This window comes from Bacillus sp. X1(2014), from assembly GCF_007678255.1.
Genome location: NZ_VEED01000026.1, coordinates 14,905 through 39,949 on the forward strand (window position 1 = coordinate 14,905; position 25,045 = coordinate 39,949).

General features: G+C 39.5%; 22 protein-coding genes and 1 other annotated feature. Of the genes, 16 read left to right on the forward strand and 6 right to left on the reverse strand.

Features of this window, described 5'->3' with window-relative positions:
* From FS608_RS27095 to FS608_RS27110, 4 genes are all read left to right on the forward strand, one after another.
* On the forward strand, positions 1–699 hold the full coding sequence (locus tag FS608_RS27095) for a response regulator transcription factor (RefSeq protein WP_144555650.1): 699 nt from the start codon (positions 1–3) through the stop codon (positions 697–699).
* Positions 699–1,670: a sensor histidine kinase gene (locus FS608_RS27100; RefSeq protein WP_144555651.1), complete on the forward strand. Its 972-nt coding sequence runs from the start codon at positions 699–701 to the stop codon at positions 1,668–1,670. Before FS608_RS27095 ends, FS608_RS27100 begins: the two co-directional genes overlap by 1 nt.
* A gap of 196 nt (positions 1,671–1,866) precedes the next feature.
* Positions 1,867–2,637 carry an ABC transporter ATP-binding protein gene (locus FS608_RS27105; protein ID WP_144555652.1) on the forward strand — a complete coding sequence of 257 codons (771 nt, stop codon included), beginning with the start codon at positions 1,867–1,869 and terminating at the stop codon, positions 2,635–2,637.
* The gene (locus tag FS608_RS27110) at positions 2,612–4,516 is read left to right on the forward strand and encodes an FtsX-like permease family protein (protein WP_144555653.1); all 1,905 of its coding nucleotides are present in this window, start codon (positions 2,612–2,614) and stop codon (positions 4,514–4,516) included. Before FS608_RS27105 ends, FS608_RS27110 begins: the two co-directional genes overlap by 26 nt.
* An 81-nt stretch (positions 4,517–4,597) precedes the next feature.
* Here FS608_RS27110 and FS608_RS27115 read toward each other — a convergent pair whose 3' ends face one another.
* Positions 4,598–5,848 (reverse strand): ATP-binding protein, encoded by a 1,251-nt coding sequence (locus tag FS608_RS27115; protein WP_144555654.1) that lies wholly within the window; start codon positions 5,846–5,848, stop codon positions 4,598–4,600.
* 255 nt (positions 5,849–6,103) lie between these two features.
* Between FS608_RS27115 and FS608_RS27120 the strand changes: the two genes are divergently transcribed.
* The 4 genes from FS608_RS27120 (at position 6,104) to FS608_RS27135 (ending at position 9,349) form a co-directional block, all read left to right on the forward strand.
* Entirely contained in the window at positions 6,104–7,081 is a 978-nt protein-coding gene (locus FS608_RS27120) for an ABC transporter ATP-binding protein (RefSeq protein WP_186328913.1), read from the forward strand.
* Positions 7,078–7,881 carry an ABC transporter permease gene (locus FS608_RS27125; RefSeq protein ID WP_144555655.1) on the forward strand — a complete coding sequence of 268 codons (804 nt, stop codon included), beginning with the start codon at positions 7,078–7,080 and terminating at the stop codon, positions 7,879–7,881. The genes FS608_RS27120 and FS608_RS27125 overlap by 4 nt, the downstream gene beginning before the upstream one ends.
* Positions 7,882–7,887: 6 nt before the next feature.
* Positions 7,888–8,670, forward strand: a complete 783-nt coding sequence (locus FS608_RS27130; RefSeq protein ID WP_186328914.1) for an ABC transporter permease — start codon at positions 7,888–7,890, stop codon at positions 8,668–8,670.
* Between the two features lie 106 nt (positions 8,671–8,776).
* Positions 8,777–9,349 (forward strand): TetR/AcrR family transcriptional regulator, encoded by a 573-nt coding sequence (locus FS608_RS27135; RefSeq protein WP_144555656.1) that lies wholly within the window; start codon positions 8,777–8,779, stop codon positions 9,347–9,349.
* A 514-nt stretch (positions 9,350–9,863) separates the two neighbouring features.
* On the opposite strand, the gene FS608_RS27140 is transcribed toward FS608_RS27135, so the two are convergent.
* Both FS608_RS27140 and FS608_RS27145 read right to left on the reverse strand, forming a co-directional pair.
* On the reverse strand, positions 9,864–10,136 hold the full coding sequence (locus FS608_RS27140; protein ID WP_144555657.1) for a hypothetical protein: 273 nt from the start codon (positions 10,134–10,136) through the stop codon (positions 9,864–9,866).
* A 148-nt stretch (positions 10,137–10,284) separates the two neighbouring features.
* The gene (locus FS608_RS27145) at positions 10,285–10,539 is read right to left on the reverse strand and encodes an alpha/beta-type small acid-soluble spore protein (RefSeq protein WP_026563196.1); all 255 of its coding nucleotides are present in this window, start codon (positions 10,537–10,539) and stop codon (positions 10,285–10,287) included.
* 102 nt (positions 10,540–10,641) lie between these two features.
* Positions 10,642–10,858: a binding site (T-box leader), on the forward strand.
* A 54-nt stretch (positions 10,859–10,912) separates the two neighbouring features.
* On the opposite strand from FS608_RS27145, the gene argS reads away from it, so the two are divergent.
* From argS to FS608_RS27160, 3 genes are all read left to right on the forward strand, one after another.
* Positions 10,913–12,607 carry an arginine--tRNA ligase gene (argS, locus tag FS608_RS27150; RefSeq protein WP_144555658.1) on the forward strand — a complete coding sequence of 565 codons (1,695 nt, stop codon included), beginning with the start codon at positions 10,913–10,915 and terminating at the stop codon, positions 12,605–12,607.
* A 47-nt stretch (positions 12,608–12,654) separates the two neighbouring features.
* Positions 12,655–13,119: a DinB family protein gene (locus FS608_RS27155; protein ID WP_144555659.1), complete on the forward strand. Its 465-nt coding sequence runs from the start codon at positions 12,655–12,657 to the stop codon at positions 13,117–13,119.
* Positions 13,120–13,351: 232 nt separating this feature from the next.
* Positions 13,352–15,178 carry an APC family permease gene (locus FS608_RS27160; RefSeq protein WP_144555676.1) on the forward strand — a complete coding sequence of 609 codons (1,827 nt, stop codon included), beginning with the start codon at positions 13,352–13,354 and terminating at the stop codon, positions 15,176–15,178.
* 74 nt (positions 15,179–15,252) lie between these two features.
* Here the strand turns inward: FS608_RS27160 and uptA are convergent, their stop codons facing one another.
* Together uptA and mgtE are read right to left on the reverse strand one after the other, a co-directional pair.
* Positions 15,253–15,846, reverse strand: coding sequence for an undecaprenyl phosphate transporter UptA (uptA, locus tag FS608_RS27165; RefSeq protein ID WP_144555660.1), 594 nt, complete (start codon positions 15,844–15,846; stop codon positions 15,253–15,255).
* A gap of 134 nt (positions 15,847–15,980) precedes the next feature.
* Positions 15,981–17,339, reverse strand: a complete 1,359-nt coding sequence (mgtE, locus tag FS608_RS27170; RefSeq protein ID WP_144555677.1) for a magnesium transporter — start codon at positions 17,337–17,339, stop codon at positions 15,981–15,983.
* A gap of 231 nt (positions 17,340–17,570) precedes the next feature.
* Between mgtE and FS608_RS27175 the strand changes: the two genes are divergently transcribed.
* Positions 17,571–18,347 carry a hypothetical protein gene (locus FS608_RS27175; protein WP_144555661.1) on the forward strand — a complete coding sequence of 259 codons (777 nt, stop codon included), beginning with the start codon at positions 17,571–17,573 and terminating at the stop codon, positions 18,345–18,347.
* 50 nt (positions 18,348–18,397) lie between these two features.
* Here FS608_RS27175 and FS608_RS27180 read toward each other — a convergent pair whose 3' ends face one another.
* A complete protein-coding gene (locus tag FS608_RS27180) occupies positions 18,398–19,063 on the reverse strand; it encodes a sulfite exporter TauE/SafE family protein (protein WP_144555662.1) in 666 nt (221 codons plus the stop codon).
* Between the two features lie 217 nt (positions 19,064–19,280).
* Between FS608_RS27180 and FS608_RS27185 the strand changes: the two genes are divergently transcribed.
* From FS608_RS27185 to uvsE, 4 genes are all read left to right on the forward strand, one after another.
* The gene (locus tag FS608_RS27185; protein ID WP_144555663.1) at positions 19,281–20,354 is read left to right on the forward strand and encodes a D-alanine--D-alanine ligase; all 1,074 of its coding nucleotides are present in this window, start codon (positions 19,281–19,283) and stop codon (positions 20,352–20,354) included.
* 120 nt (positions 20,355–20,474) lie between these two features.
* Positions 20,475–21,854 carry a UDP-N-acetylmuramoyl-tripeptide--D-alanyl-D-alanine ligase gene (locus FS608_RS27190; RefSeq protein WP_144555664.1) on the forward strand — a complete coding sequence of 460 codons (1,380 nt, stop codon included), beginning with the start codon at positions 20,475–20,477 and terminating at the stop codon, positions 21,852–21,854.
* A 578-nt stretch (positions 21,855–22,432) separates the two neighbouring features.
* Positions 22,433–23,932 carry a degradosome RNA helicase CshA gene (cshA, locus tag FS608_RS27195; RefSeq protein WP_144555665.1) on the forward strand — a complete coding sequence of 500 codons (1,500 nt, stop codon included), beginning with the start codon at positions 22,433–22,435 and terminating at the stop codon, positions 23,930–23,932.
* Positions 23,933–24,024: 92 nt separating this feature from the next.
* Positions 24,025–25,029, forward strand: a complete 1,005-nt coding sequence (uvsE, locus tag FS608_RS27200) for a UV DNA damage repair endonuclease UvsE (protein ID WP_144555666.1) — start codon at positions 24,025–24,027, stop codon at positions 25,027–25,029.
* Positions 25,030–25,045 lie beyond the last annotated feature (16 nt).

The following is a 25,045-nucleotide window of genomic DNA, read 5'->3' on the forward strand; positions in this document are numbered from 1 at the left end:
ATGTTTAAAATTTTTATAATTGAGGATGACAAACAGTTAGTGAACTTGCTGAAAGAGCATTTACATAAATTTGGGTATGATACGAGGTCTGTTGAAAAGTTTGATACGGTCCGTGGGGAATTTGAGAAATTTGAACCACACCTTGTTTTATTGGATGTGAATTTGCCGAAATATGATGGTTATTATTGGTGTAGGCAAATTCGCAGTGTTTCAACTTGTCCGATTCTCTTTATTTCCGCTCGAGAAGGGAAGATGGACCAAGTGATGGCACTAGAAAATGGAGCGGATGATTATATCACGAAACCTTTTGATTATGAAATTGTTACGGCGAAAATAAATAGTCACTTGCGAAGAGCTTATGGAGATTATGCTAGTGCGCATAATGAGCGGACGACCTCAGTGGAAGGTCTAATTTTGGATGTTGAACGGCTGCGGCTAACTTTAAATGAACAGGAAGTTGATCTGAGCCATACGGAAGCCAAAATTTTAGATGAGCTAATGAAAAAAGTAGAACGAGTTGTCAGCCGTGATCGGCTTTTAGAGAAAATTTGGGACGATCAAGCCTTCGTGGATGATAATACTTTGAATGTGTACGTAACACGAGTTCGGAAAAAATTAGCTGCCTTGTTTATTGATGATGCCCTTCAAACGGTTCGCGGTCAAGGGTATCGGCTCGTTCCGAACTGGAGGAATATGTGATGAGGCTTTTTTTTCGGGAACAGCTGGCATTGATTCTCTTTTATTTTCTTCAAATGGTCGTGATAACGTGCATTTATTGGCTTGACGGCTATCGTCATTTATCGATAAGTCTTTATGCAGCATTCCTAAGTACATGCCTTCTAATTGGTTATCTCTTTTTTCGATACATCACGAATCGCTCGTTCTACCAGCGCATGGAAAAACAGCTGACCTCCATGGAGGATTTTACAAGCAATGTACAGCAAAGCCCACTGGCCGAGAGCTTACAGCAGCTTTTGAAAAGCCAATTCCGTCACTATAAAACAGACCTTCATAATTATAAATACAAACTGGAGGGTTATATTCAGTTTATCAATCAATGGGTGCATCAAATGAAGACCCCTTTGTCTGTTATTCATTTAATTGTCCAGGATGACGATGATTCCCGGTCCAACGCGATTAGGGATGAGCTGGATCGTCTTAAAAAGGGATTGGACATGGTTTTATACACAGCACGTTTAGATACTTTTGAACGCGATTTTTATGTGGAGACCCTAAATTTGCAAACCATTGCCCGTTCTGTGACCTCCAGCCAGAAACGGTTATTTATTCGGAAGCGAGTGTTCCCAGTGATAGAAATCGATGGGGGTCTTCGTGTGGCGTCAGATGAAAAATGGTTGTCCTTTGCAATTACCCAGTTGATGATCAATGCCCTGCGCTATACCGTCGAGGAGAATCGTAAAATTTACTTTCATGGCTACAAGCGTGGAATAAAAACAGTTTTAGAAATCCGTGATGAAGGAGTCGGGATTCCCCCAAGCGACTTACCCCGTGTCTTTGATCCCTACTTTACAGGTGAAAATGGCCGTAACTTTCAAGAATCCACCGGAATGGGCCTCCATCTCGTCAAGCAAATCTGCGAAAAACTCGGTCATCACATCGAAATCGAATCCATCGTCAATCAAGGAACAACCGTCCGGATCATGTTCTAGGTCATTTAAGGTGTTACTTTAGATGTCAGGCACCGTCCGTGGACACTCCCCTTTTTTGTCTTTCTGGGGTGGACAATCGGATGTTTGTCGTTTTAAACCTTACAGATTTGTAAGCTAACTGTAAGTTAACGACATAGCTCCGGGTGTGGTTTTCTAGCTACAATGAGGATACAAAAGAAACAAGGAGTGAAAACGGATGTCGATTTTAGATGTAAGGCATTTAGAGAAAATTTATGAAGGTAAAGTTGCTCATAAAGCAATTGAAAATATAAACTTTACGATTGAAAAAGGTGAGTTTGTTGGAATTATGGGGCCGTCTGGCAGTGGGAAAACCACACTCTTAAACCTTATTGCCACAATCGACCGGCCAACAGCCGGGGACATCTTTATTAATGGGAAAAACCCCCATGTTCTAAATCGAAAAGAAACTGCTCTATTTAGACGCCATGAGCTAGGATTTGTTTTTCAACATTTTAATTTACTAGATACGTTAACAGTAGAGGAAAATATCGTTCTACCGCTCACACTTGATGGTGAAAGTGTAAAGGAAATGGATCTGAAACTCAATCAGGTAGCTAAAAAATTAGGGATTGACCAAATTCTGAAAAAACGCACCTATGAAATTTCTGGTGGACAAATGCAGCGGACGGCCATCGCTCGTGCAATCATTCATCAGCCAGCCCTTATTTTGGCGGATGAACCAACAGGGAACCTGGATTCAAAATCAGCAAAGGATGTCATGGAGACACTGACTGCAATCAATAAGGAAGATGGCGCTACCGCATTAATGGTCACACATGATGCAGTCGCCGCAAGCTATTGTCACCGTGTCATTTTTATTAAGGATGGACAACTCTATAACGAAATCTACCGCGGTGATAACCGCCAGGCATTCTTCCAAAAGATTATTGATATGCTTGCATTGTTAGGAGGGGACAGCCGTGACCTTTCCACAGTTCGTTTATAGAAATGTGGTCCGCAATAAACGGACCTACGCAGCCTATTTCTTAAGTAGCGCCTTTTCGGTCATGATCTTTTTTATTTATGCCATGTTTATCTTTCATCCTGATATAAAAAAGGCTGTCACTTCGGTGTTAGCTGCTCAATTAATGACGGCTGCTGAAGTGATTATGTACGTGTTTTCCTTCCTATTTGTACTATACTCTGTCAGCACGTTTCTAAAATCACGGAAACGCGAATTTGGAATTTTAATGATGCATGGCATGACGAAAGGTCAATTAAATAGTATGGTTTTTTTAGAGAATATGATAATTGGGGTTGGAGCAATTGTCATAGGGATTGGAGCCGGAATGATCACAGGGAAACTCTTCCTTATGATTGGTTCCAAAATGATCGGAATCCCACCATTGCCATTTTATTTGTCTGACAAAGCGCTCATGCTAACTGTTGGTGCCTTTTTAATCCTTTTTCTTAGCATTTCGTTATTTACAACCATTCTTGTCAGAGTAAATAAATTAATTGATTTATTTCTAGCAGCGGAAAAGCCGAAAAAAGAACCTAAAGTATCGGTCTTCTTTTCAATTTTCTCAGCTATTTTGCTCATTACCAGTTATTACTTAGCAGCAACAGCAACCATGATGACACTAATTTTTCGAATACTGCCAGTCATTGGAATGACGATTATTGGAACCTATTTCTTCTATACACAGCTATCGGTATGGGTTACAAAACTACTTCAAAAAAATCGTTTCTTGTTTTGGAAAAAAACGAATTTAGTGACGATCTCCAGTTTGGCTTATCGTTTGAAGGATAATGCGCGGATGTTTTTCATGGTAACGATTGTTTCAACTGTGGCATTTTGTGCAGTAGGGACACTTGCATCGATGAATGTAATGATTAAGCAACTCGACGTAGAATTTCCCGCTGAAATTAGTTATCTTGCAAAAGATGAACAACCGATCCACCAGCAAAATTTACAGCAAATCGAAGCGGAATTAAAGGATAAGAAAATCAATTATACGACTAATCAGATCCTGATTAAATATGTAGCTGTTGCTTCTTCGACAGATAAATATGCACGCGAAAAAATCCCGATGGTTTCTTTCTCAGATTATAAAAAAATTGCATCAGCAGCTGGATACGAATTTAATGAAAAGCGGCTTGTCGGAAATGAGACGCTAGAAATGCGTACATCGATTTTTAGTAACTTGGAGGAAATTACCTATACCTTAAAACAGGATCAGATAAGACTTACTCATGACCAAGCAACTAAACACATCGTTTTTCCCAACCAGTTGCTTCATAGTCAGGGGATCGTAGTCAGTGATGAGTTATTTGACAGGCTTACACCCGTTAATACCGAAATCTTTACGGGCTTTTACACAAAGGAACTTAAAAAAACAACAGGGATGGCAGAAAATCTAGTCACGAACGGTACCGCGATGTCGTTAGAACATGTTCCTTACTCGATGACGGTCAGTGGAACTTTATACGAAATACAAATGGGTATGTATAAGATGATGTTGTTCGTTGCTTTATTAATTGGGGCTGTATTCTTTATCGCGGCAGGAAGCTTTCTATATTTCAGGCTCTATGCAGATTTGGATTACGACCGGCGCCAATATCTGACCATTACAAAGGTAGGGTTAACCGATCGTGAACTAAATAAAATTGTTACTCAGCAGCTTGCCTTGCTTTTTTTCGTGCCAATTGTAGTAGCCTTTGTTCATAGTGGGTTTGCCTTTATGGCCTTGCAAAGCTTTTATAAATTATCTATCGCAAAAGATATGATCATCGTTCTGGCTGGTTTCTTTCTGGCACAATTCATTTATTTCTTTTTAATTCGTTACCGTTATTTACGAAACCTGAAAAAATCATTAATCTAGAACAAAACCCATCTGACTTTCTATAAATCAGATGGGTTTTGTTCGGTATAATCACTATCGGGTGTCAGGCACCATTACCCGTTATTCCTTTCGTAAAGGGAGGACAATTCTCACGACCGTCCCTTTGTTCACTTCGCTTTCATATTCTATTGCTCCGTTTAACTCACGGATAATTTTGTTGGTTACCATGCTGCCTAATCCTGTGCCCTTCGTTTTTGTCGTATAAAAAGGCAGGCCAATTTGTTTTAACTGATCAGGGGTCATTCCTTTTCCATTATCTTTGATTTTAATCTCCACCGTATTTTTAAAATAGTCAGCATGCAATTCAATCTTAATGGTTCCTCGATTAGAAATAGATTCGATCCCATTTTTGATTACATTCATGATTGCTTGCTTTAAATGGGCTTCATCGCCACTTACATAAAATGGTTCTTTATTTACAAAGTCGATAATGACATTAGAATAAGCAGCCAGAGGACCCATTAATTGTACACAGTCCCTAATCACATCGTTGATTGAAATCCTTGAAATTTGAAATGGTTCAGGCTTTGCGACCTTCAAATAGTTGGTAATAATATTGTTTGTACGATCTAGTTCTTCCATAATTAAGGACGAGAATTCTCTAAATTTCTTATCTGTTGTATCTGTACTTAAAAATTGAATAAACCCTCGGATGGTTGCAAGGGGGTTTCTAATTTCATGGGCAATGGAAGCAGCAAGCTGGCCAACCATCGTCAACTTATCAAGATAAACCATTTCCTCAAATTGCTTATTAATTTTTACTAATTTTTCAATCACGAAAATTAAGGATATACTTGTAAAAAATAAGGCAATAAAATAAATGAAATAAAAGGGCAATTTTAAAAAGTTGATACTTAAATATAGGATGGTGATATAAACAATGAAATAACAAACAACGGCCAGTGCCCCTGCCGCAAGTTTAGAATGTGATTTAAGGAAAGTCCTTCTGAAAACAAGGGCGCTTACGAAAGCGGCAATGGATACCAGGATCCCAGTTATGAAGAATTTTCCTCCAATTATATAGCGCACGATACATACACTTATTAAAACGATGCTTCCGGGAAGCCAACCGCCATACAATGTCAGGATGAGGATGGCACACATCCTTAAATCAAAATGGGTAGCGCCTAAGGTTTCAATAGGATAAACCATGCAGAAAAGTGCACCAAAGGAACCGATTAAACCATATATCACTTTTTGTTTTAATGAAAAAGGAACTTTCGATTGAAAGGGAAAAAATAAATTTGCATTAAAAGTAAAAGATAATAAGATCGTGATGTTAACTAACAGTGGTTTGATTAAAGTGATCAAGAAACATCCTCCAAAATAATAAATGATACGATTCCACATATATCCTTCCCTGGTATAGTGATAAACTTTCAACACATACAATCATACAGCAGATTACATAAGTGGTGAGTTCATTTTATAAAAAATCTGGTGCGGATTCCGCTGAGAAGAATGTATATTTTGTCAACAATCGATATTCAGAAAATTCTTGACACGATTTCATCCCAGATGTTATTATTTCCCTCTGCGACTCAAGATAGATTAGGGGGGAAACGGTTGATTCATTTACAAAACATTAGCAAATCCTTCAAGGTTGCCAAGCGCCAATCTGGCTTTCGGCAAGCGGCCAAAGCGCTTATTTATCGAGAACATACAATCATTGACGCACTCAAGGAAATCTCATTTTCTATTCATCCTGGTGAAATCGTCGGCTACATTGGGCCAAATGGGGCGGGGAAATCGACGACAATCAAAATAATGAGCGGCATACTGGTGCCTGACACCGGGAGTTGCATAATTATGGGCTATAATCCATGGAAGGACCGTGTTCAGTATGTGAAGAATATTGGCGTCGTCTTCGGCCAACGCTCACAGTTATGGTGGGATGTTCCAGTAATTGATTCCTTTGAACTGTTACAAGACATATACAAGGTCCCACAACAAGAATATCAAACTACGCTCAACCTACTCATTGAAACGCTCGAGCTGCAACCCATCATTCATTCACCCGTCCGTCAACTAAGCTTAGGGCAGCGGATGCGTTGTGAAATAGCAGCTTCTCTTCTACATAATCCCAAAATCTTGTTTTTAGACGAACCAACCATCGGGTTGGATGCTGCCTCTAAAATCGCGGTCCGCCAATTTATCAAAACAATTAATAAAGAGAAGGGAGTCACGGTTATCCTTACTACCCACGATATGAATGATATCGAGGCATTGGCCAACAGGGTTATCCTAATTGGAAAAGGCAGTTTATTATACGACGGTCAGTTAGAGGAATTAAGGAAACAATTTGGTTCCCAGAAAACAATCACTGCTGATTTCCGCAAAAGCTCCCAACTTAATGAAATTCAAGGGGCAACTGTGCTCTCGCGGTCACCGGAACGGTTGGTCCTCAGCATTGATACAGAGCAAGTGAACACATCAGAAATCATTACCCAATTGTCCAATAAACTTGAGTTAATTGATGTTTCGATTGAATCGCAGCCAATCGAGGAAATTATCCTCCAACTTTATAAGGAGTACCAAATATGAGGGTATATCTATCTGTTTTGAAACTTCGTATAAACATCGGCATGCAGTACCGGACAGCGGCATTGGCGGGAATAGCTACTCAGTTTTTCTGGGGTTTTATCACAATCATGGTTTTTGAGGCCTTTTATGAACATGCTGCCAATACACCACCGATTTCCTTTAAGGAATTAATCACATACATCTGGCTGCAACAGGCCTTCCTTGTCTTTATTACGATGTGGTTTCGTGATAACGAGTTATTTGATCTGATTACAAGTGGAAATATTGCTTACGAACTTTGCCGGCCTTGTGAACTATATGGGTTCTGGTTTGCGAAGCTGCTTGCCCAGCGATTGTCGAGTGCTTTTTTGCGCTGTTTTCCAATCTTGATAATCTCATTTTTTTTACCAAAACCATATAATATGACCCTGCCCCCAAGTTTCCCTGTCTTTCTATTATTCTTAAGCGCACTCATTCTAGGTTTACTTTTGTTAGTATCTATCTCGATGTTTTTATATATTTCCGTATTTGTAACCTTGTCCCCGATGGGATCACTGTTAGTATTTAGTGTCCTCGGTGAATTTTTTGCTGGATTAATTATTCCTGTACCTCTCATGCCCGATTGGCTGCAAAAAGTGGCGAATGTCCTTCCATTTCGCTGGACGGCAGATTTTCCATTCAGGGTTTATTCCGGGCACATCCCACCGCATGACGATATCAGTGGAATCATCATTCAACTGATTTATCTAGTGGGCCTTGTTTGGTTAGGAAGAGCAGCCCTCAATCGTGTATTAAGGAAAGTTGTTGTCCAAGGAGGTTAACTCAAGGTGAGAATATATATTAAGTATCTGTTGATTCACTTTAAATCACAAATGCAATACCGGACATCTTTTTGGTTATTATCATTAGGGCAATTTTGTATCCCTTTTACGGTCTTTGCAGGTCTGTACTTTTTATTCGAACAGTTTGGGCAAATAAAAGGATGGCAATTCTTTGAGGTGGCGCTTTGTTTTGGGATCATTCATATGGCTTTTGTGTTGAGTGAATGTTTCGCGCGCGGTTTTGATAGCTTTTCTAATCTGGTCCGAAATGGTGAATTTGACCGATTACTTGTCCGCCCACGAAGTACGTTTATCCAAGTTCTCGGGTCCAAATTCGAGTTTACAAGATTTGGCCGCCTTATTCAAAGTGAGGTTGTATTGATCTGGGCCTTGGCCAATCTCAACATTGAATGGAATGTCGTAAGAGCGGTCACCTTACTGCTAATGATTGTTAGTGGAGTGCTTATTTTTACTGGAATCTATATTCTAGCTGCCACCTTATGTTTCTGGACGATTGAAGGTCTTGAGGTAGTCAACATTTTTACCGATGGCGGAAGGGAAATGGCGCAATATCCATTAAATATTTACCAAAAATGGGTGGCTCGTTTTTTTACGTTTGTGATTCCATTTGGAACAGTAAATTATCTGCCGCTATTGTATATTTTAGGTAAGAATAGTGGGAATGAAATCTATTACCTACTCACCCCGATAGCCGGCAGCTTGTTTATTCTTCCGTGTCTTCTTGTTTGGCAATATGGCGTAAAACATTATCGCTCCACGGGTTCCTGATTTAGGAGCCCGTCTGCTTGTTATTGGAGAAATTGCAGTGGAATGTCACTTATGGTATATTGGAATAAAAATGACCAAAAAACTAAAATGGTCAGTGGAGGTTGACATGGCAACCGATCGAAGAAAGCTGATTGTAGAAGCAGCAACTAAGTCTTTTTCCTTGTTTGGCTATAAAGCAACAACGATGGATCAAGTCGCAAAGTTGGCTAATGTAGGGAAAGGGACGATTTACACCTTTTTTAAAAATAAGGAAGAATTATTTGAAGAAATTATTTCCACTTTGGTCAAGGAAATGATTGCGGAAGCAGAATCAGTTATCCAACCAGATTTGCCCTTTACAGAAAACGTGCATCGGGCTCTTTATCGTTTATTAGAATTTCGCTCCCAGCACCAGTTGATGATTAAACTAGTTCAAGAGGAAACGGAAATGGGGACATTAGCGGTTTCGGAAATGCTGCAGCATGTGGAGGATGAAATTATTGCTTATTTGAAGCAGAAAATGGATGCGGCCATTGCGAAAGGGGCCATCCCGGCAGCCAATACTGAAATTACCAGCTATCTTCTGTTAAAAATGTATATTGCCTTGGTTTCAGATTGGGAGAAGCATCATCAACCGTTAAGCTCTGATCAAATTGCGGAAATTATGAAGGTATTTTTAGTAAAAGGTTTGTCAACGTAAAAAGCGCATTTAGGATTAGAGGGTTCTCACTTATCGGTTGGGGGATCAGGTTAAGTAACCGAGCTGGTAAATAGACGGAAGAATTCCGCTTAATTCGTAATTATTATTAAAAAAGGCTTATATAGACGGAGAGATTCCGTCTATTTACTCGAAAAACGTGAAAAGGGGAGATTTAGCTTTGCATAAGCGGAAAATCTCCCCTTATTTACCCCGAAATGAGCTCCATTCTACATTTAACCGGAAAATCTCCGTTTATTTTACTTTTGCTGGTTATTCGATTAAGGACAAGACATCTTGTTTAAAGAAGAGTGAATTCCAAGAGAACCTCATTACGGTGAGGTTTTAAATAAATAAGGTTTTTGTATTCCTAATAAAGAAACTCGCACAATGGCGAGTTTTACTTTTCTAAATACCAATACGACTGTCATTTGGCATATCCTTTAAGAAAAGCACTTTGCGTCTGAGCCCATTAGTGTGTACAAGTCTTTTTTCAAATGGACGCGCAAATCTGTTTTTATTTTATAAGATAAATATTCTTAGAAGCTGTGGCCATTTTTGGCGTTATCTTACGACTGCCAGTAAGTTCTTCCATTAAGCTTAAAAATGTTCCAAAAAGATAATTGACCACGGATCCGGCCAGTATTCCAAATCCTAGTGCTGTTAAGAAATAGGCAGAATTGTAACCGCTTGCAAATTGGCCTAACAAAATAAGAATGATTCCTAAACTGCTTCCAAAGATAGCTGTTCTTTTAAATGTGAATATACTCTTTAAGTGTTTTTCCTGCATCATCATCAACCCCTTGTAAGAATATTCTATCAATTGTCACAAATTTGTCAAACTCTTTTTGAAAAAATTATTTTTATAAATTTATGTGTTGACTTCTGCTTCAAGTGGTCAAATTGATAACGGGGCCTAATAGATTAGGCCCCAGGCACTATTTCTTTGCTAGGTTTTCTTGGGCCATTTTTACCAATTCGCGGACCATGCTGCCGCCCAGCCTGCCGCCTACTTTCCCAGCTTGCTCTGAGGTGAGTTGGCCATTATAACCTTTTTTCAATGGAACCCCTACCTCTTCGGCTGCTTCAAATTTTGCATCCTCTGGGTTTCCGGTATTTGCGACTTTTGCCTTCAACGCATCTAAGCCAGTTCGCGCTTCGGGAACAAGGATTTTATTTCTTCTTCTCGCCATTAAAATCCCTCCTTTACGTTAGGATTACCTGAATGTAAAAAATAATCAACAATCACTGGAAAAACCCATATTAATCCAGTATAATAATTGATAATAAATTCGGAAAAATCAATGATAAAGAGAGTAGTTATCTAAGATGATCCAGCGATTCAGGGGTGGTGAGAGCCTGAAGCAGAATAGATAATGAAGCGCACTTTTGAGATGCATGCCTGAAACTTTGCAGTAGGGTATGCCGGAGGATCCTCCGTTACAAAGGAAAGCTGGTTCTTAATTGAACAATTAGAGTGGTACCGCGGGATTTTAAACTCTCGTCTCTTTTAGTAGAGACGGGAGTTTTTTGCATTTATATAAAGAAAATAGGAGGTCAAATCTAATGAATTTTAAACAAGAGTTGGCATCAATCTTATCTGACTTGCTTGGGGAAGAGATGTCACTGAAAGACTTGGAACTGATGATCGAAAAACCAAAGAACTCAGAGCACGGGGATTTAGCCTTTCCTTGCTTTACGTTAGCGAAACTAAAAAGAAAATCGCCCAATCTGATTGCTGAAGAATTATGTGGAAAAATTCAATCGCCCATTTTTGAAAAAGTGACTGTGGTGGGGGCGTATCTTAATTTCTTTTTAAACAAAAAGACAGCTTCCGAAAAGGTAATTGGAGATATCTTTACACAAAAGGGGAAGTACGGTGCACATGCATTCGGGAACGGTGGGGCTGTTACAATTGATATGTCCTCCCCTAATATTGCTAAACCCTTCTCGATGGGGCACTTGCGTTCAACGGTAATCGGTAATTCCCTCGCACTAATTGTTGAGAAATGCGGTTATAAGCCAATTAAGATAAATCATCTTGGTGACTGGGGTACGCAGTTTGGCAAGTTAATCACGGCTTATCAATTATGGGGAGATGCTGATAAGGTAAAAGCAAATCCGATTAAGGAATTATTGTCCCTTTATATTAAATTTCACCAAGAAGCGGAGAACAATCCTTCTCTTGAAGATCAAGGGCGCAGTTGGTTTAAGAAGCTGGAAGATGGAGACGAACAAGCTTTAGCGCTTTGGAAATGGTTCCGGGATGAGTCATTAAAAGAGTTTTCAAGAATATATGAGTTAATGAACGTACAATTTGACTCGTATGCAGGTGAAGCATTTTATAACGACAAAATGGGCCGCGTGGTTCAACTCCTGGAAAAACAACACTTACTGGTTGAATCGGAACAGGCACAAGTGGTTGAACTGACCGAAGAACAGCTGCCGCCATGCCTGATTAAAAAGTCCGATGGGGCAACCCTGTATGCAACCCGTGATTTAGCCGCGGCTCTTTATCGACAGGAGGAATATCAATTCGTCCAATCCTTATATGTGGTAGGCCATGAACAAAGTCTTCATTTTAAGCAGTTAATCGCTGTGTTGGCCAAGATGGGCTATGATTGGTCGAAACAAATGCACCATATTCCATTTGGCATGATGCTAAAAGACGGAAAGAAAATGTCGACGAGAAAAGGGAAGGTTGTTTTATTAGAAGAAGTTTTAAATGAATCGATTGCAATGGCTCGACATAATATTGAAGAGAAAAATCCTAATCTCTCAAATAAAGATGAAGTAGCCAAACAAGTGGGTGTTGGCGCGGTTATTTTCCATGACTTAAAGAATAACCGAATGAACGATATTGAATTTTCGTTAGAAGAGATGCTCCGCTTTGAAGGAGAAACAGGTCCTTATGTCCAATATACCTATGCACGGGCTTGTTCTATTTTACGAAAAGCCGCTGGTATGCCCCAGTTTAGCGCTGCAACCTACATCAACTCATGGGAGAAGGAATGGAAGGTAACCAGCCTCTTAATGGAATTTGCACCTGCAGTTCAAAGAGCCTGTGTCAACTTTGACCCGTCCCAAGTGGCAAAATATATTATTGACCTGGCACAAGCGTTCAATAAATATTATGCTGAAATAAAAATCCTGGAGGATAGCGTTGAACAGCAGGCGCGGTTAGCACTGGTCTATGCAGTAACGGAAGTTTTAAAAGAGGGGTTACGATTATTAGGATTGGAAGCCCCAGATGAAATGTAGGATAATCAATTTGAATTTCAGCAAGCAAACAAAAGGGAGGCAAAAAAATGAGTGAATTAATATTTAAGCATTTTGAGCTTACAAGAGGAAAATTTGTTAACTTTGTAAGGGATTTAGAAGAAGGGACCGCGGGTATTCAGCCAAATGGATTTAATAATACGATCCATTGGCATGTGGGTCACGTTCTTACAGTTGCTGAGCAATTTATGTTTGGTTTTCCGAAAAAATCAACCCAGCTCCCAGCCAACTATATGCAGTTATTTGCCACAGGAACAAGCCCAGCTGCCTGGGAAGGGGATGTTCCTTCCGTTCAGGAATTAATCATTCAGTTGCAGGACCAATTAGCACGGATTAAAGAAATTCCAGTGGAGAGCTTTAACCAAAGGCTAAAAACTCCATTCCTTGGTCAAGAAACCTTTGGTGAATTAGCCAATTTTGCGCTTTTCCATGAGGGGATTCATTTAGGACAAATGCAGGCAATGAAGCGAATCATTATAGCGAAAACAAATTAGTTTAAAAAATATTAGTGTGAAAGCGTGGGGTCCTATAAGGGCTACATGCTTTTTTTACCTTCACAGGATATTTTTCTTCATTAATCGGACTAATTAGGAAAAGACTATGTAATGATACTTTGGTATTCTTGCGGAAATTCGAATATCCGTCAAAAATAAAACACTTCATATAAAAAGGGTGTTGTGTTAAAATCAATCGGTAATTCTACTTCAAATGTGGTGGGTGAATCAATTGCTCTCTTCTTTTAAGAGATTCTTAATCGGCCGGCCGTTAAAATCAACGGAACTAGGCGAACAAAAATTAAATATCCTGAAGGCTTTAGCCATTCTTTCCTCCGATGCCTTGTCATCTGTGGCCTACGGGACTGAACAAATTCTGATAGTTTTAGCAACGGTAAGCGTGATTGCCTATTGGTATTCGGTTCCGATTGCAGTTGGAGTGTTATTTCTATTAGCTGCGCTAATTCTATCCTACCGGCAAATTATTTATTCCTATCCCCATGGCGGCGGGGCATATATTGTTTCGAAAGAGAATATCGGTGAGAAAGCGGGATTAATCGCGGGGGGATCCCTTTTAGTTGATTACATATTGACAGTAGCGGTAAGTGTTTCTGCGGGCACAGATGCGATAACATCTGCCTTCCCAACTTTACACCAGCATACCGTTGGAATTGCTTGTGTTCTGGTAGTCTTTATTACCATTCTCAATCTGCGTGGTATAACAGAGTCAGCATCCATCTTAGCTTACCCTGTCTATTTATTTGTTGTAGCGTTATTTATTTTAATTGGTGTCGGTCTTTTTAAGATTATGACAGGCGATGTCTCACCAACCGTTCAGCATGCAGCGATTGGGACGCCAGTTCAAGGAATAACACTGTTCTTGCTGCTTCGTGCTTTTGCATCGGGATGCTCGGCGTTAACAGGGGTAGAAGCCATTTCGAATGCGATTCCAAGTTTTAAGGACCCTGCACCAAAGAATGCAGCCAAAACATTAATATTAATGGGGACATTGCTCGCCTTGTTATTTACGGGTATTACTTTCCTAGCTTATTATTACGGAATTTCACCAAAGCATGACGAAACGGTTGTCTCACAAATTGCCAAAGAGACTTTTGGCCGTAATTACCTTTATTTCTTTGTCCAAGGTACGACCGCACTTATCTTAGTTCTGGCGGCTAATACTGGTTACTCCGCGTTTCCATTACTAGCTTATGCGCTTGCCAAGGATAAATATATGCCAAGGATGTTTACCATTAGGGGAGACAGACTGGGGTATTCTAACGGGATTGTTTCCTTAGGAGTAGCCTCTATCTTGTTGATTATTTTTTCCAGAGGTCAAACAGAGCACTTAATCCCTCTTTATGCAGTGGGCGTATTTATCCCATTCACCTTGTCGCAAACGGGGATGATTATAAAGTGGTTACGAGAAAAACCGGCTGGATGGGTGGCAAAACTCGCTGCCAATCTAATCGGTGCACTGATCACCTTAGCCGTATTAATCATTTTCTTTTTAACTAAATTTAGCCAAGTATGGTTTGTGGTTATCTTTTTACCAATCATCGTGTTTGCCTTCAAACGAATTAATCATCATTATGAAGCAGTTGGCGAACAATTAAGAATCCATCCAGATGATCCTGCGCCGCCGATTGAGGGAAATGTTATTATTGTCCCCGTCGCTGGGATTACTAAGGTTGTTGAAAACTCAATCAATTATGCCAAATCGTTAACGGATCAAATCTTTGCGGTTTATGTATCGTTTGATCGTGAAGATGAAAAGCGTTTCGAAGAAAAATGGCAGCAATGGCAGCCGGATGTTAGGCTCGTAACTCTACAGTCACATTATCGAAGTGTACTGATTCCTTTATCGAAATTTATCGATACGGTAGAAAATAAGGCAAGTGAAAACCAATATCGGGTAACCGTATTGATTCCGCAATTTATCACAAAGAAAAACTGGCATAATATTTTGCACAACCAATCAAGTTTATTGATTCGAACCTATCTTATTTTTAAAAAGAGGGTTATTGTTTCAACACTGCCATTTCATTTTAAAAAATAACACATATATTTTGCATATAAATTTCCGCTCCAGGGCTTTACTTGGGTGCAATGAGCAAAGCAAAACCACCGGGATTAATCGGTGGTTTTCTTTGTCTTTTTGACTAAAAAATAAATGGCTCCTAGAACTATCGCGCCGATAATGGCTGGCATTACATAGGGTTGTGCGTATTCTTTGATATGTGCCCAATTACTTCCTAAGACTTTACCTAAGTAGAGGAACAAAATCGTCCACGGAATAATGGCGGCTACGGTGTATAGAGTAAATTTTGTTGCTGACATTTTTGCAATTCCTGCTGGGATAGAAATCGCATGCCTTACTACTGGAATGAAACGTGCTGAAAAAATAACCCCGGCTCCATATTTTTCAAACCATTGTTCAGCTATATCGATATGATGCTTTTTAATAAGCACATATTTTCCGTACTTTTCTAAAAATGGTCTGCCTCCGTAATAACCGGCCCAATATAAAAATAATTGTGCAAGTGTTCCGCCTACAGTCCCGGCAATGACCGATCCGATAAAATTGAGATGCCCCTGTGAAATCATATAGCCGCCATAACCTAATACAATTTCACTCGGGATAATCTCAATCATTAATCCTAAGGCGATTCCAAAATAGCCTAATTGTGATAAAGACTCCAATATTGAATTAATAAATTCTGTCATAGTTCACCTTCACTTAACTATATGTTTATATCTCCTTTCTTAGTGTAAACCAGATTGTCTATTTAAGAAATAAATATGGTCCTTTTCATTGGGACATTCCTAAAAAATCAAAAAACAATTCACTGATTTTTTTCCTACATGAGATATTTTAAAAACATCGTGGCAATTCCGAAGTAGGTAAGCAGTGAAAATATATCATTCAAGGTAGTAATTAAAGGTCCTGAGGCAACAGCAGGATCAATTTTTAAGCGAAATAGAATCAGCGGAATAACTGTCCCTGCAAGTGTTCCGATGATTAGGGTGAAAAATAGAGAGCTGCCGACAACAGCACCTAAAATGAGACTTCCCTGCCAGATATATGCAATCACTGCAATTAAAATAGAGCAAGTAATACCGATGGTAATCCCTACGCCCAATTCCCTAGCAATTAATCGTGCAATCACACCTTTATCAATATCGTACGAAATCAGCCCTCTTACTACAACTGCGAGCGATTGTGTCCCTGTGTTCCCAGTCATGCCGGCAATCATCGGCATAAAAAAGGCCAACGCTACTACTTGCTTTAGCGTATCTTCAAAACTGCTGATAATCCTTCCTGAAACCACCCCGATAAATAAAAGTAAGATGAGCCATGGGAGCCTTCTTGCGGCTGCAACTAAAGTTTTTGTTTCAAAGTCAATTGATTTTCCTGTTGCGGATAATTTTTCAATATCCTCATTGGCTTCCTTAATTACGATGTCAATAATGTCATCAACGGTGACAATCCCGACGAGGACATTATTCTCATCGACGACGGGGATGGCTAGGAAATCATAGCGCTCCACGATTTGCGCTACAACCTCTTGGTCTGTCACGACTGTAACGGAAATGATCCGTTCATACATAATAGTTCTTATTTTTTCATCTAGCTCTGCTAAGAGTAAATCACGATAAGAAACGACGCCAACCAATTTCCGGTCTTCATCAATAACGTATAGATAGTTAATAGATTCGGCAAATTCAGCAAATACCTTAAACTTGTCAACAGCTTCTCTAACCGTAAAAGAGCTGCGGATCCAAACAAAACGATTCGTCATGATTCTGCCGGCAGTTTCTGGGGGATATTTCATAATATCTTGGACAGCATTAGACTCCTCCGTCTTCATTCCTGAAAGAAGGGAATCCTTTTTCTCTGGCGATAATTCATGCAGTAATGACGCCAGGTCATCATTATCCATTAAATCAAGGACCTTACTAGACTTTTCAATTCCTAAAATATTTAATAAGCCAAGCTGATCTTCCTTTTCAAGTTCTTCCATTAAATCAGCAAGAACATCAAATTTTAAAAAGAGGAGAAATCGCCCTTTATGCTTTTCAGGTAAATCCTCATAAATCTTGGCGACATCATAGGGCTGGAGTTCATCAAGTATATTTTCAAATTCCGTTTTTCTATTTTCCTTTAATGTTTTTATGATATAAAGACTTAATTCATCTTGAGTCATATTCTTAATAATCATGGATGAAACCAGCTCCTTATCTTGCTAATGCATAGAATCTAATTGGCTAAAGAAATATAGATGAAAAAGGAAAGTTAACAAATAATAATCCAATAAGCATAAATCTAGTATGTGTCAATCAAACTTATTATTTGTAAAAGAATTGAAATAAGCTATTTGAACTATTTTTTGATAAAATAAGGAAGTATTGACTAAATCATTTCATGTGTTGAACGGAGGAGTTTTGCTTTGAAAAAGCATCATCAAGACATACAGGATCTCATCTATGTCCATTTAAACCAAACAGACCAGTATGTAATGTCTTCCGGTATCGAATTTGCTGAATTCGCTGCTGCTTTTTCAGGTTCATTAAATCCCTTGCTATTACTTGCGCACCGCTTTGATGATGCTGATTTTAATATGCATACCCAACTTGAATATTGTCCTGATGATAGAATTAACAAATTGGCAGGGGAAGATGTCTATAGTTACGGAAATTTCTGTTGGATTGACTTTATTGAGGAAGATGTGTTGAATGAACTGACTGGTCAGGAAATCGCTGAACTATTATACTTAGGTCATCTAAAGCACCACCTTAAATTGCCCTTTTATAATAAATTAGGTAACCGTTTTGTTTATTTGGCTCAAGATGATGGCTGGTTTAACAAGACCTATTACAGAAGTTTCAAGGATTTCTTCCATGTTCTAAGTGAAGTGGTAGCAGGAAAACTAGGGGATCTTAAAATTGAAAAGTCAATTCTTGGCTTTCGAAAGAAAAAGACCTATCCTCAAGTAAATAAAGAAATCCTTCTGTCCCTAACGCCGTTCATTAAGGAAGGGATTTGTATTTCGTTACGAGATACCGACCATCAACGGACCCGAATTGAAATTCCAATCTGGGTGATTGGCGATTTCGCCAATATGGATGATATGGTGGAGGAGTATGAGCAAGTTTCTTCGAAACCGTGTCATGCAAAAATCATTTTTGATAAAAAAACAAAAGAATGGAAGTTAAATGTCATCTAAATCTTTAATCTTGATAAAATAGTCCCACTCCATTTGGGTGGGACTGTTTGCTATGAGAACCACAAGTTGAATAATCCTTCGTTCACGCCTAAGTTATACATATAATAAATTCCGAATAATATGCTGACAATGCCTGCGAGGTTATTCAAGTATCTATTCACTTGCTTTCCGGATGTTAATACAAATGGGATTCCGATAACCGTTGAAAAGCTAAGCATTCCAACAATTGTGCCACAACCAAAGATAAGGATATATAATGCACCTTGCCATGCAGTTGAAACGGTACTCATTGTTAATAAAACCATTGCTGCACTGCCTGCAAGCCCGTGGATGAGACCGATGAAAAAGGATTTAAGGTGGGTGCGGCCTTTTGTTTTTTTGTCTGGGGTATGATGGGAATGAGGATGTCGACGATGTTTCAAAAAAGATAAAAGACTATTTAGGCCGAGACTAACGAGCATAATCCCTACGATAAATTCAAGGCTCAATGCGACCGTATCTGTGATAGTATTTTTGGCGACAATCAATATCATTCCGAAAAGGAAAAGTGTGGAAGTGTGTCCGATTCCCCAATAGACACCTGCAAAGATGGAGCGCTTTATATTTTTTGATTCGCTCACGATAGTGGATACTGCAATAACATGGTCTGGCTCGATCGCATGCTTAATTCCTAGCAAGAAGCCTAATAATAAAATCGATAAAAGTGTTCCCGTCATTAACTCGCCTCCAAGTAAAGGTTCAACCCAATTATACAGGATAAATAAAATAAGTATAGAAAATTGCCAAATTAGCCAGCATGAGTTTTTAAGCAAGCTGTAGCAATCATAAAATATTCTGGTAGGAAAAAACTTAAAAAACTTAGAGGACTACATTTCCTTTCTTTTTAAAATAAGTGTTAAAATATAACCGTGAATGAGAAAATGGAGGTTTCGTATGAAAACAAAATTAGGTTTATTATATGGAGGAAAATCAGCTGAACATCAAGTATCCCTGCAAACAGCCTTGGCTGTCATTCGGGCGTTAGATCTTGAAAAATTCGATATTCATCCTATTTACATAAATACTGAAGGAAACTGGATTAAAGGACAGCAATTAAGTGAGCCAGTAGAAAACGTAAAGGCGCTAGAATTTTCTGAGGGGAATCAATTATCGCCTTTATCATTAGCTCCTGCGCTTTTCCAAGCTGAAAAGCATGAATCACTGGATGTGATTTTCCCATTGTTACACGGTCCAAACGGAGAGGACGGAACAGTCCAAGGCTTACTGGAATTGCTAAATCTTCCGTATGTTGGCAATGGAGTTCTTGCTTCAGCTGCTGGTATGGATAAAGTTATGATGAAAAATGTGTTTGCACAGGCAGGTCTTGCCCAAGTAAACTATGTAGCCTTTATTAAAAGCGAATGGGAGAGAGCTAAAGCAGAGGCTTACAGCAAGGTCGAAGCAGACCTTGGCTATCCTTGCTTTGTGAAGCCGGCGAACCTTGGCTCGAGTGTCGGTATCAGCAAATGTACCAATCGTGCCGAATTAGAAGCAGCGTTTGCTGAAGCCTTTCAATTTGACCGCAAAGTCATCATTGAAGAAGGTGTTGTTGCCCGTGAAATCGAGGTTGCGGTTCTTGGAAATGATGAACCTGAATGTTCAGTTGCTGGTGAAATTGTTCCGAAGAAGGACTTCTATGATTATAAAGCAAAATATGAAAGCGGAGATACAGCGCTAATCATTCCGGCTGACATTACTGAAGAGGAATATGCGCAGCTAAAAGAAATGGCGGTTAAAGCCTTTAAATCTTTAGATTGTTCTGGTTTAGTTCGTGCAGATTTCTTTTTGACTAAAGATGGGAAAGTATTGATTAATGAAGTGAATACGATGCCTGGCTTCACGCCGTTTAGTATGTTCCCGCTCTTATGGAAACACACGGGGGTAGAATACCCGCAATTGATTGAGCGGCTTGTAAGTCTCGCTAAAGAAAGACATGCGGAGAAGCAACAGATTAAGTTTACTTTCTAAATTAGAGACACGGCTGAAACTGCCGTGTCCATTTGTATTTAGAAAAGCGGAAGCGCCTAGGCGCTGGAGCTAGACAGTTAGAAAAACGGATGGCGTAAAAAAATAAGAAGGAGGATATTCATGATAAAACGATCGTTAAAACAGATTGCTGAGATGATTCCTGCTCAGAATGTTATGGTTACGTTTGCTGAAACGATAATCACGGGTGTATGTATAGATTCCCGTAAAATTGAAAAAGGAAACTTATTTATTCCTTTTAAAGGAGAACATTCGGACGGACATAAATATGTAGAAGAGTCGATCCGAAAGGGAGCAGCGGCTGCCCTTTGGCAAAAAGATGTGCCAAACCCTCCGTTACACTTACCGATATTGATTGTAGAAAATTGCCTTGTTGCCCTACAGGAATTAGCAAGAAGCTACCGGAAACAATTAGCGGTAAAAGTAGTCGGCATTACAGGAAGCAACGGGAAAACAACGACTAAGGACATGACAGCGGGTATTCTATCTACACAATACAAGGTTCAAAAGACAGAAGGCAATTATAATAATCATATCGGTCTTCCGTTAACAGTTTTAGGATTGGACGAGGACACTAAAATTGCCGTCCTTGAAATGGGCATGAGCGGCAGGGGAGAAATTGAGTTCCTGACAAATCTTGCCTGTCCAGATGCGGTGGTAATTACCAATATTGGTGAATCTCATCTTCTTGATCTAGGTTCAAGAGAAGGAATTGCAGAAGCAAAGCTTGAAATCCTCCAAGGTTTAAAAGATGGTGGACTAGCCGTTCTTCATGGTGATGAACCGCTCCTTATGGAAAGAATACAACAGCATAAAGGAAATGTGCAGGTTGAGACTTTTGGGAGAAACGAAACAAATGATATATACCCCACTGAAATTACTCAGTTAGAGAATGGGAATATGTTTAGAATCAACACATCAGAGACTGTGTTTGAACTTCCAGTCCTCGGAACACATAATATTTTAAATGCACTTGCCTCGATGCTAATCGCTAATTATTTTTCGATTCCTTTTGAAAAAATGAATGAGGGGCTAGCGAGTATTCAGCTGACCAATATGCGTATGGAGCTAGTTGAAGGGAAGCAGGGCGAAAAAATAATAAACGATGCGTATAATGCCAGCCCAACGTCAATGATGGCAGCCATTGAATTAGTGTCGAATCTTCAAGGTTATGAACGAAAAATCCTTGTCCTAGGGGATATGTTAGAGCTTGGTCCACAGGAAGAACAATATCACCAGCAAATAGGAGAGGCCTTAAGCGATGAAAAAGTCGATCTCCTATTCACCTATGGAACTTTAGGGAAGCATATTGCAAACAAAGCTAGAACGGTTTTAGGACCAGAAAGAGTCTTTGCCTTCACGGAAAAAGAAGCACTTATTCAAGAATTAAAGCAACACGTAGATCATCAAACATTAATCCTTGTAAAAGCGTCAAGAGGAATGAGATTAGAAGAAATCGTGACTGCATTACAAGTAAATTAAGGAAATTAAAACTGATGATATCATGAATGATTTCAAGATGAGAAAAGAAAAATAACAGAGACCCCTCTTGTGTGAGAAGGTGCCCTTTCATTTTTGCATTAGACTTTTTGATGAGACAATAAGATAGGTTTGGCAATGTAACAAACTTGTCTTGATTGCAAAATACTAGCAACAATGGTATGATGTTCATCAACGTGTCTAAAGAACGATGATTAAAGGGCATACTCCTTGAGGGAGGATGTTTTTTTTTGGTAAAATAAAGATGTTACCTATTTACGGCATTTTGATGCGTGTCAGCTCAAGCGCCATGGGGACCTGAGTCGTTTCGGTCCTGCCTAAGATGAAGAATACTATCCACTTCCATCCTTGTGGATGAAATAAAAACCTATTTCATCCTAGATGATATATATCCTATTTCATCAAGAATTCATTCTTGATGAATCCAAAACGGACTTCACCTTAAGGCCCTCCAGCGCTTTTCGCCTCAATCCGAGCAGGCGCTACCGCTTTTCTGAGTATCAGGCGAAAATATTCAGCTCTTAAAAATATTTTCACATAGATGAAGGAGAATGAAAACATTGACAAAGTTTGAAGAATTAGGCCTAAGTCAGGCTACTTTACAAGCTGTCCTTAAAATGGGTTTTGAGGAAGCAACACCAATTCAGTCGGAAACTATTCCGTTGGGGCTAAAAGGAATTGATTTGATCGGGCAAGCTCAAACAGGAACAGGGAAAACAGCTGCATTTGGGATTCCATTGGTTGAAAAAATTGATACTAGAGCAGATGCGATTCAAGGGATTATTATTGCGCCGACTCGTGAACTTGCGATTCAAGTATCTGAAGAACTTTATAAACTTGGTTCGGGCAAACGGGTGCGTGTGCTGCCAATTTATGGCGGGCAAGATATCAGCCGCCAAATCCGCTCATTAAAGAAAGCACCACATATCATTGTTGGTACTCCAGGTCGTGTATTGGATCATATCAACAGAAAAACAATGCGTCTTGATACTGTTAACACAGTCATCCTTGATGAAGCGGATGAAATGTTAAACATGGGATTCATTGAAGACATTGAATCCATCCTTGCTTCAACACCAGAAGAACGCCAAACTTTACTTTTCTCAGCAACCATGCCTGGGCCAATTCAAAGAATGGCTGAAAAGTTCATGAAAGAACCGCAAATTGTTCGTGTGAAAACAAAAGAAATGACTGTACCTTCCATTGAACAATATTACCTTGAGGTTCAAGAAAGAAATAAATTTGATGTGTTAACAAGACTTTTAGATATCCAATCACCAGAACTTGCGATTGTGTTTGGCCGTACAAAGCGCCGTGTCGATGAATTATCAGAAGCTTTAACTTTAAGAGGTTATACAGCGGAAGGTATTCATGGGGATTTAAGTCAGGCAAAACGGATTTCTGTCCTTCGTAAATTTAAAGAAGGTACGATTGATGTTCTTGTTGCCACAGACGTTGCTGCAAGGGGTCTAGATATTTCTGGAGTTACCCATGTATACAACTTTGACATTCCACAGGATCCAGAAAGCTATGTTCACCGTATCGGTCGTACTGGCCGTGCCGGTAAAACAGGTGTGGCGATGACGTTCATTACACCGCGTGAAAAATCATATCTTGCGGTTGTGGAAAAAACTACAAAACGCAAAATGGATAAAATGAAGGCTCCTACACTTGATGAGGCGTTGGAAGGCCAACAAAAAGCGGTTGTAGAAAAAATCGTCCAAACAATTGAATCAAACAATTTACATTATTATAAAGCAGCAGCGCAAGAATTGCTGGAAGAAAATGAGGCATCAACCGTCATCGCAGCTGTATTAAAAATGTTAACGAAAGAACCAGATACAACACCAATTAAGTTAACAGAAGAACAGCTTCCACAAAGAAGAGAAAGAAAGCCATATAATGACCGTGACCGTAGAAGAAGAGATGACTCTAGAGGTTCAGGTTCATACCGTGGGGATAATAATCGCAAAAAAGCACCTGCAAGACCACGCAGTGGTGAAAAAAGAACAGGCGGCGGCGGGAAGCCATCATCAAAGCCAAGAACATTTAATCACTAAAAAACGTTAAAGCATGAACGATTTCGTTCATGCTTTTTTCTATGGCCAAAAGGGAATAGTAAAGTTAAACACAATCTTCTGGAGTGATGATGATGACGTTGGTACGACTCGGTTATGTGGCTATGAGTGTTAAGCTGCAGAATGCCTCCCCCTCGCAAACGATGACATTTGCTCAATTTGAAAAAATAAAAGATCGAGATGCAGCGATTCGTAAATTAGAGAGAATTGCGATTTCAAACTTAGAAAATTGTCTGCGTCTTTTAAAACATAATGCAGGCAATCAAATTCATTTTTTTAGGTTCAGTTCGCGACTCATTCCGCTTGCCAATCATGAGGAATTACTGGATTGGGACTACATCAGCCCTTTAAAGGATACACTCAAGAAGTTGGCGATTTATATAAAGGAACATCCAGCTCGGATTGATTTTCATCCGGACCATTTCGTCGTTCTTAATACGCCGGATAAGGAAATTTTAAAAAATTCCCTAAAAACACTCGCCATGCATAAAGCTTTGTTAAAAGGGATGGAGATTGATCCTGAACATCGATGTGTACTTCATGTTGGTGGAGGATATAACGATAAGGAGAAAGCCCTCGAGCAGTTTATTCATAATTGGGCCTATATTTCCCCGTCTATCCAACAACTGATTATGCTCGAAAACGATGATACGACGTTTACGGTCAAAGACACCCTTTATCTATGTGAAAAGTTAGGTATACCGATGGTGTTTGATTACCATCATCACCTCGCAAACCATGAAGAAGAAGAGTGGGGAGCGGATTGGGAGCGGATTGTTGCAACCTGGACTCAGTCTCCGCTGCCAATTAAGATGCATATTTCCAGTCCGCGCTCCGAAAAGGATTTTCGAGCACATGCGGACACCATTGACCCCCAAATGTTTCTGCGGTTCTTACAGCAAATCAAAGGGACCGTTCCTGAGATTCACTGTATGATTGAAGCGAAGCAAAAAGATGCGGCGCTTTTCCAACTTGCAGATGATTTGCAAGGGAGGGAAGGAATTACGTGGATTGACCAATCGAGTTTTATAATAAAGAATCGGCAGGGAAGATGGGCAAAGAAAAAGGGATCGCAGTGAAAGATCTTTCGACTGC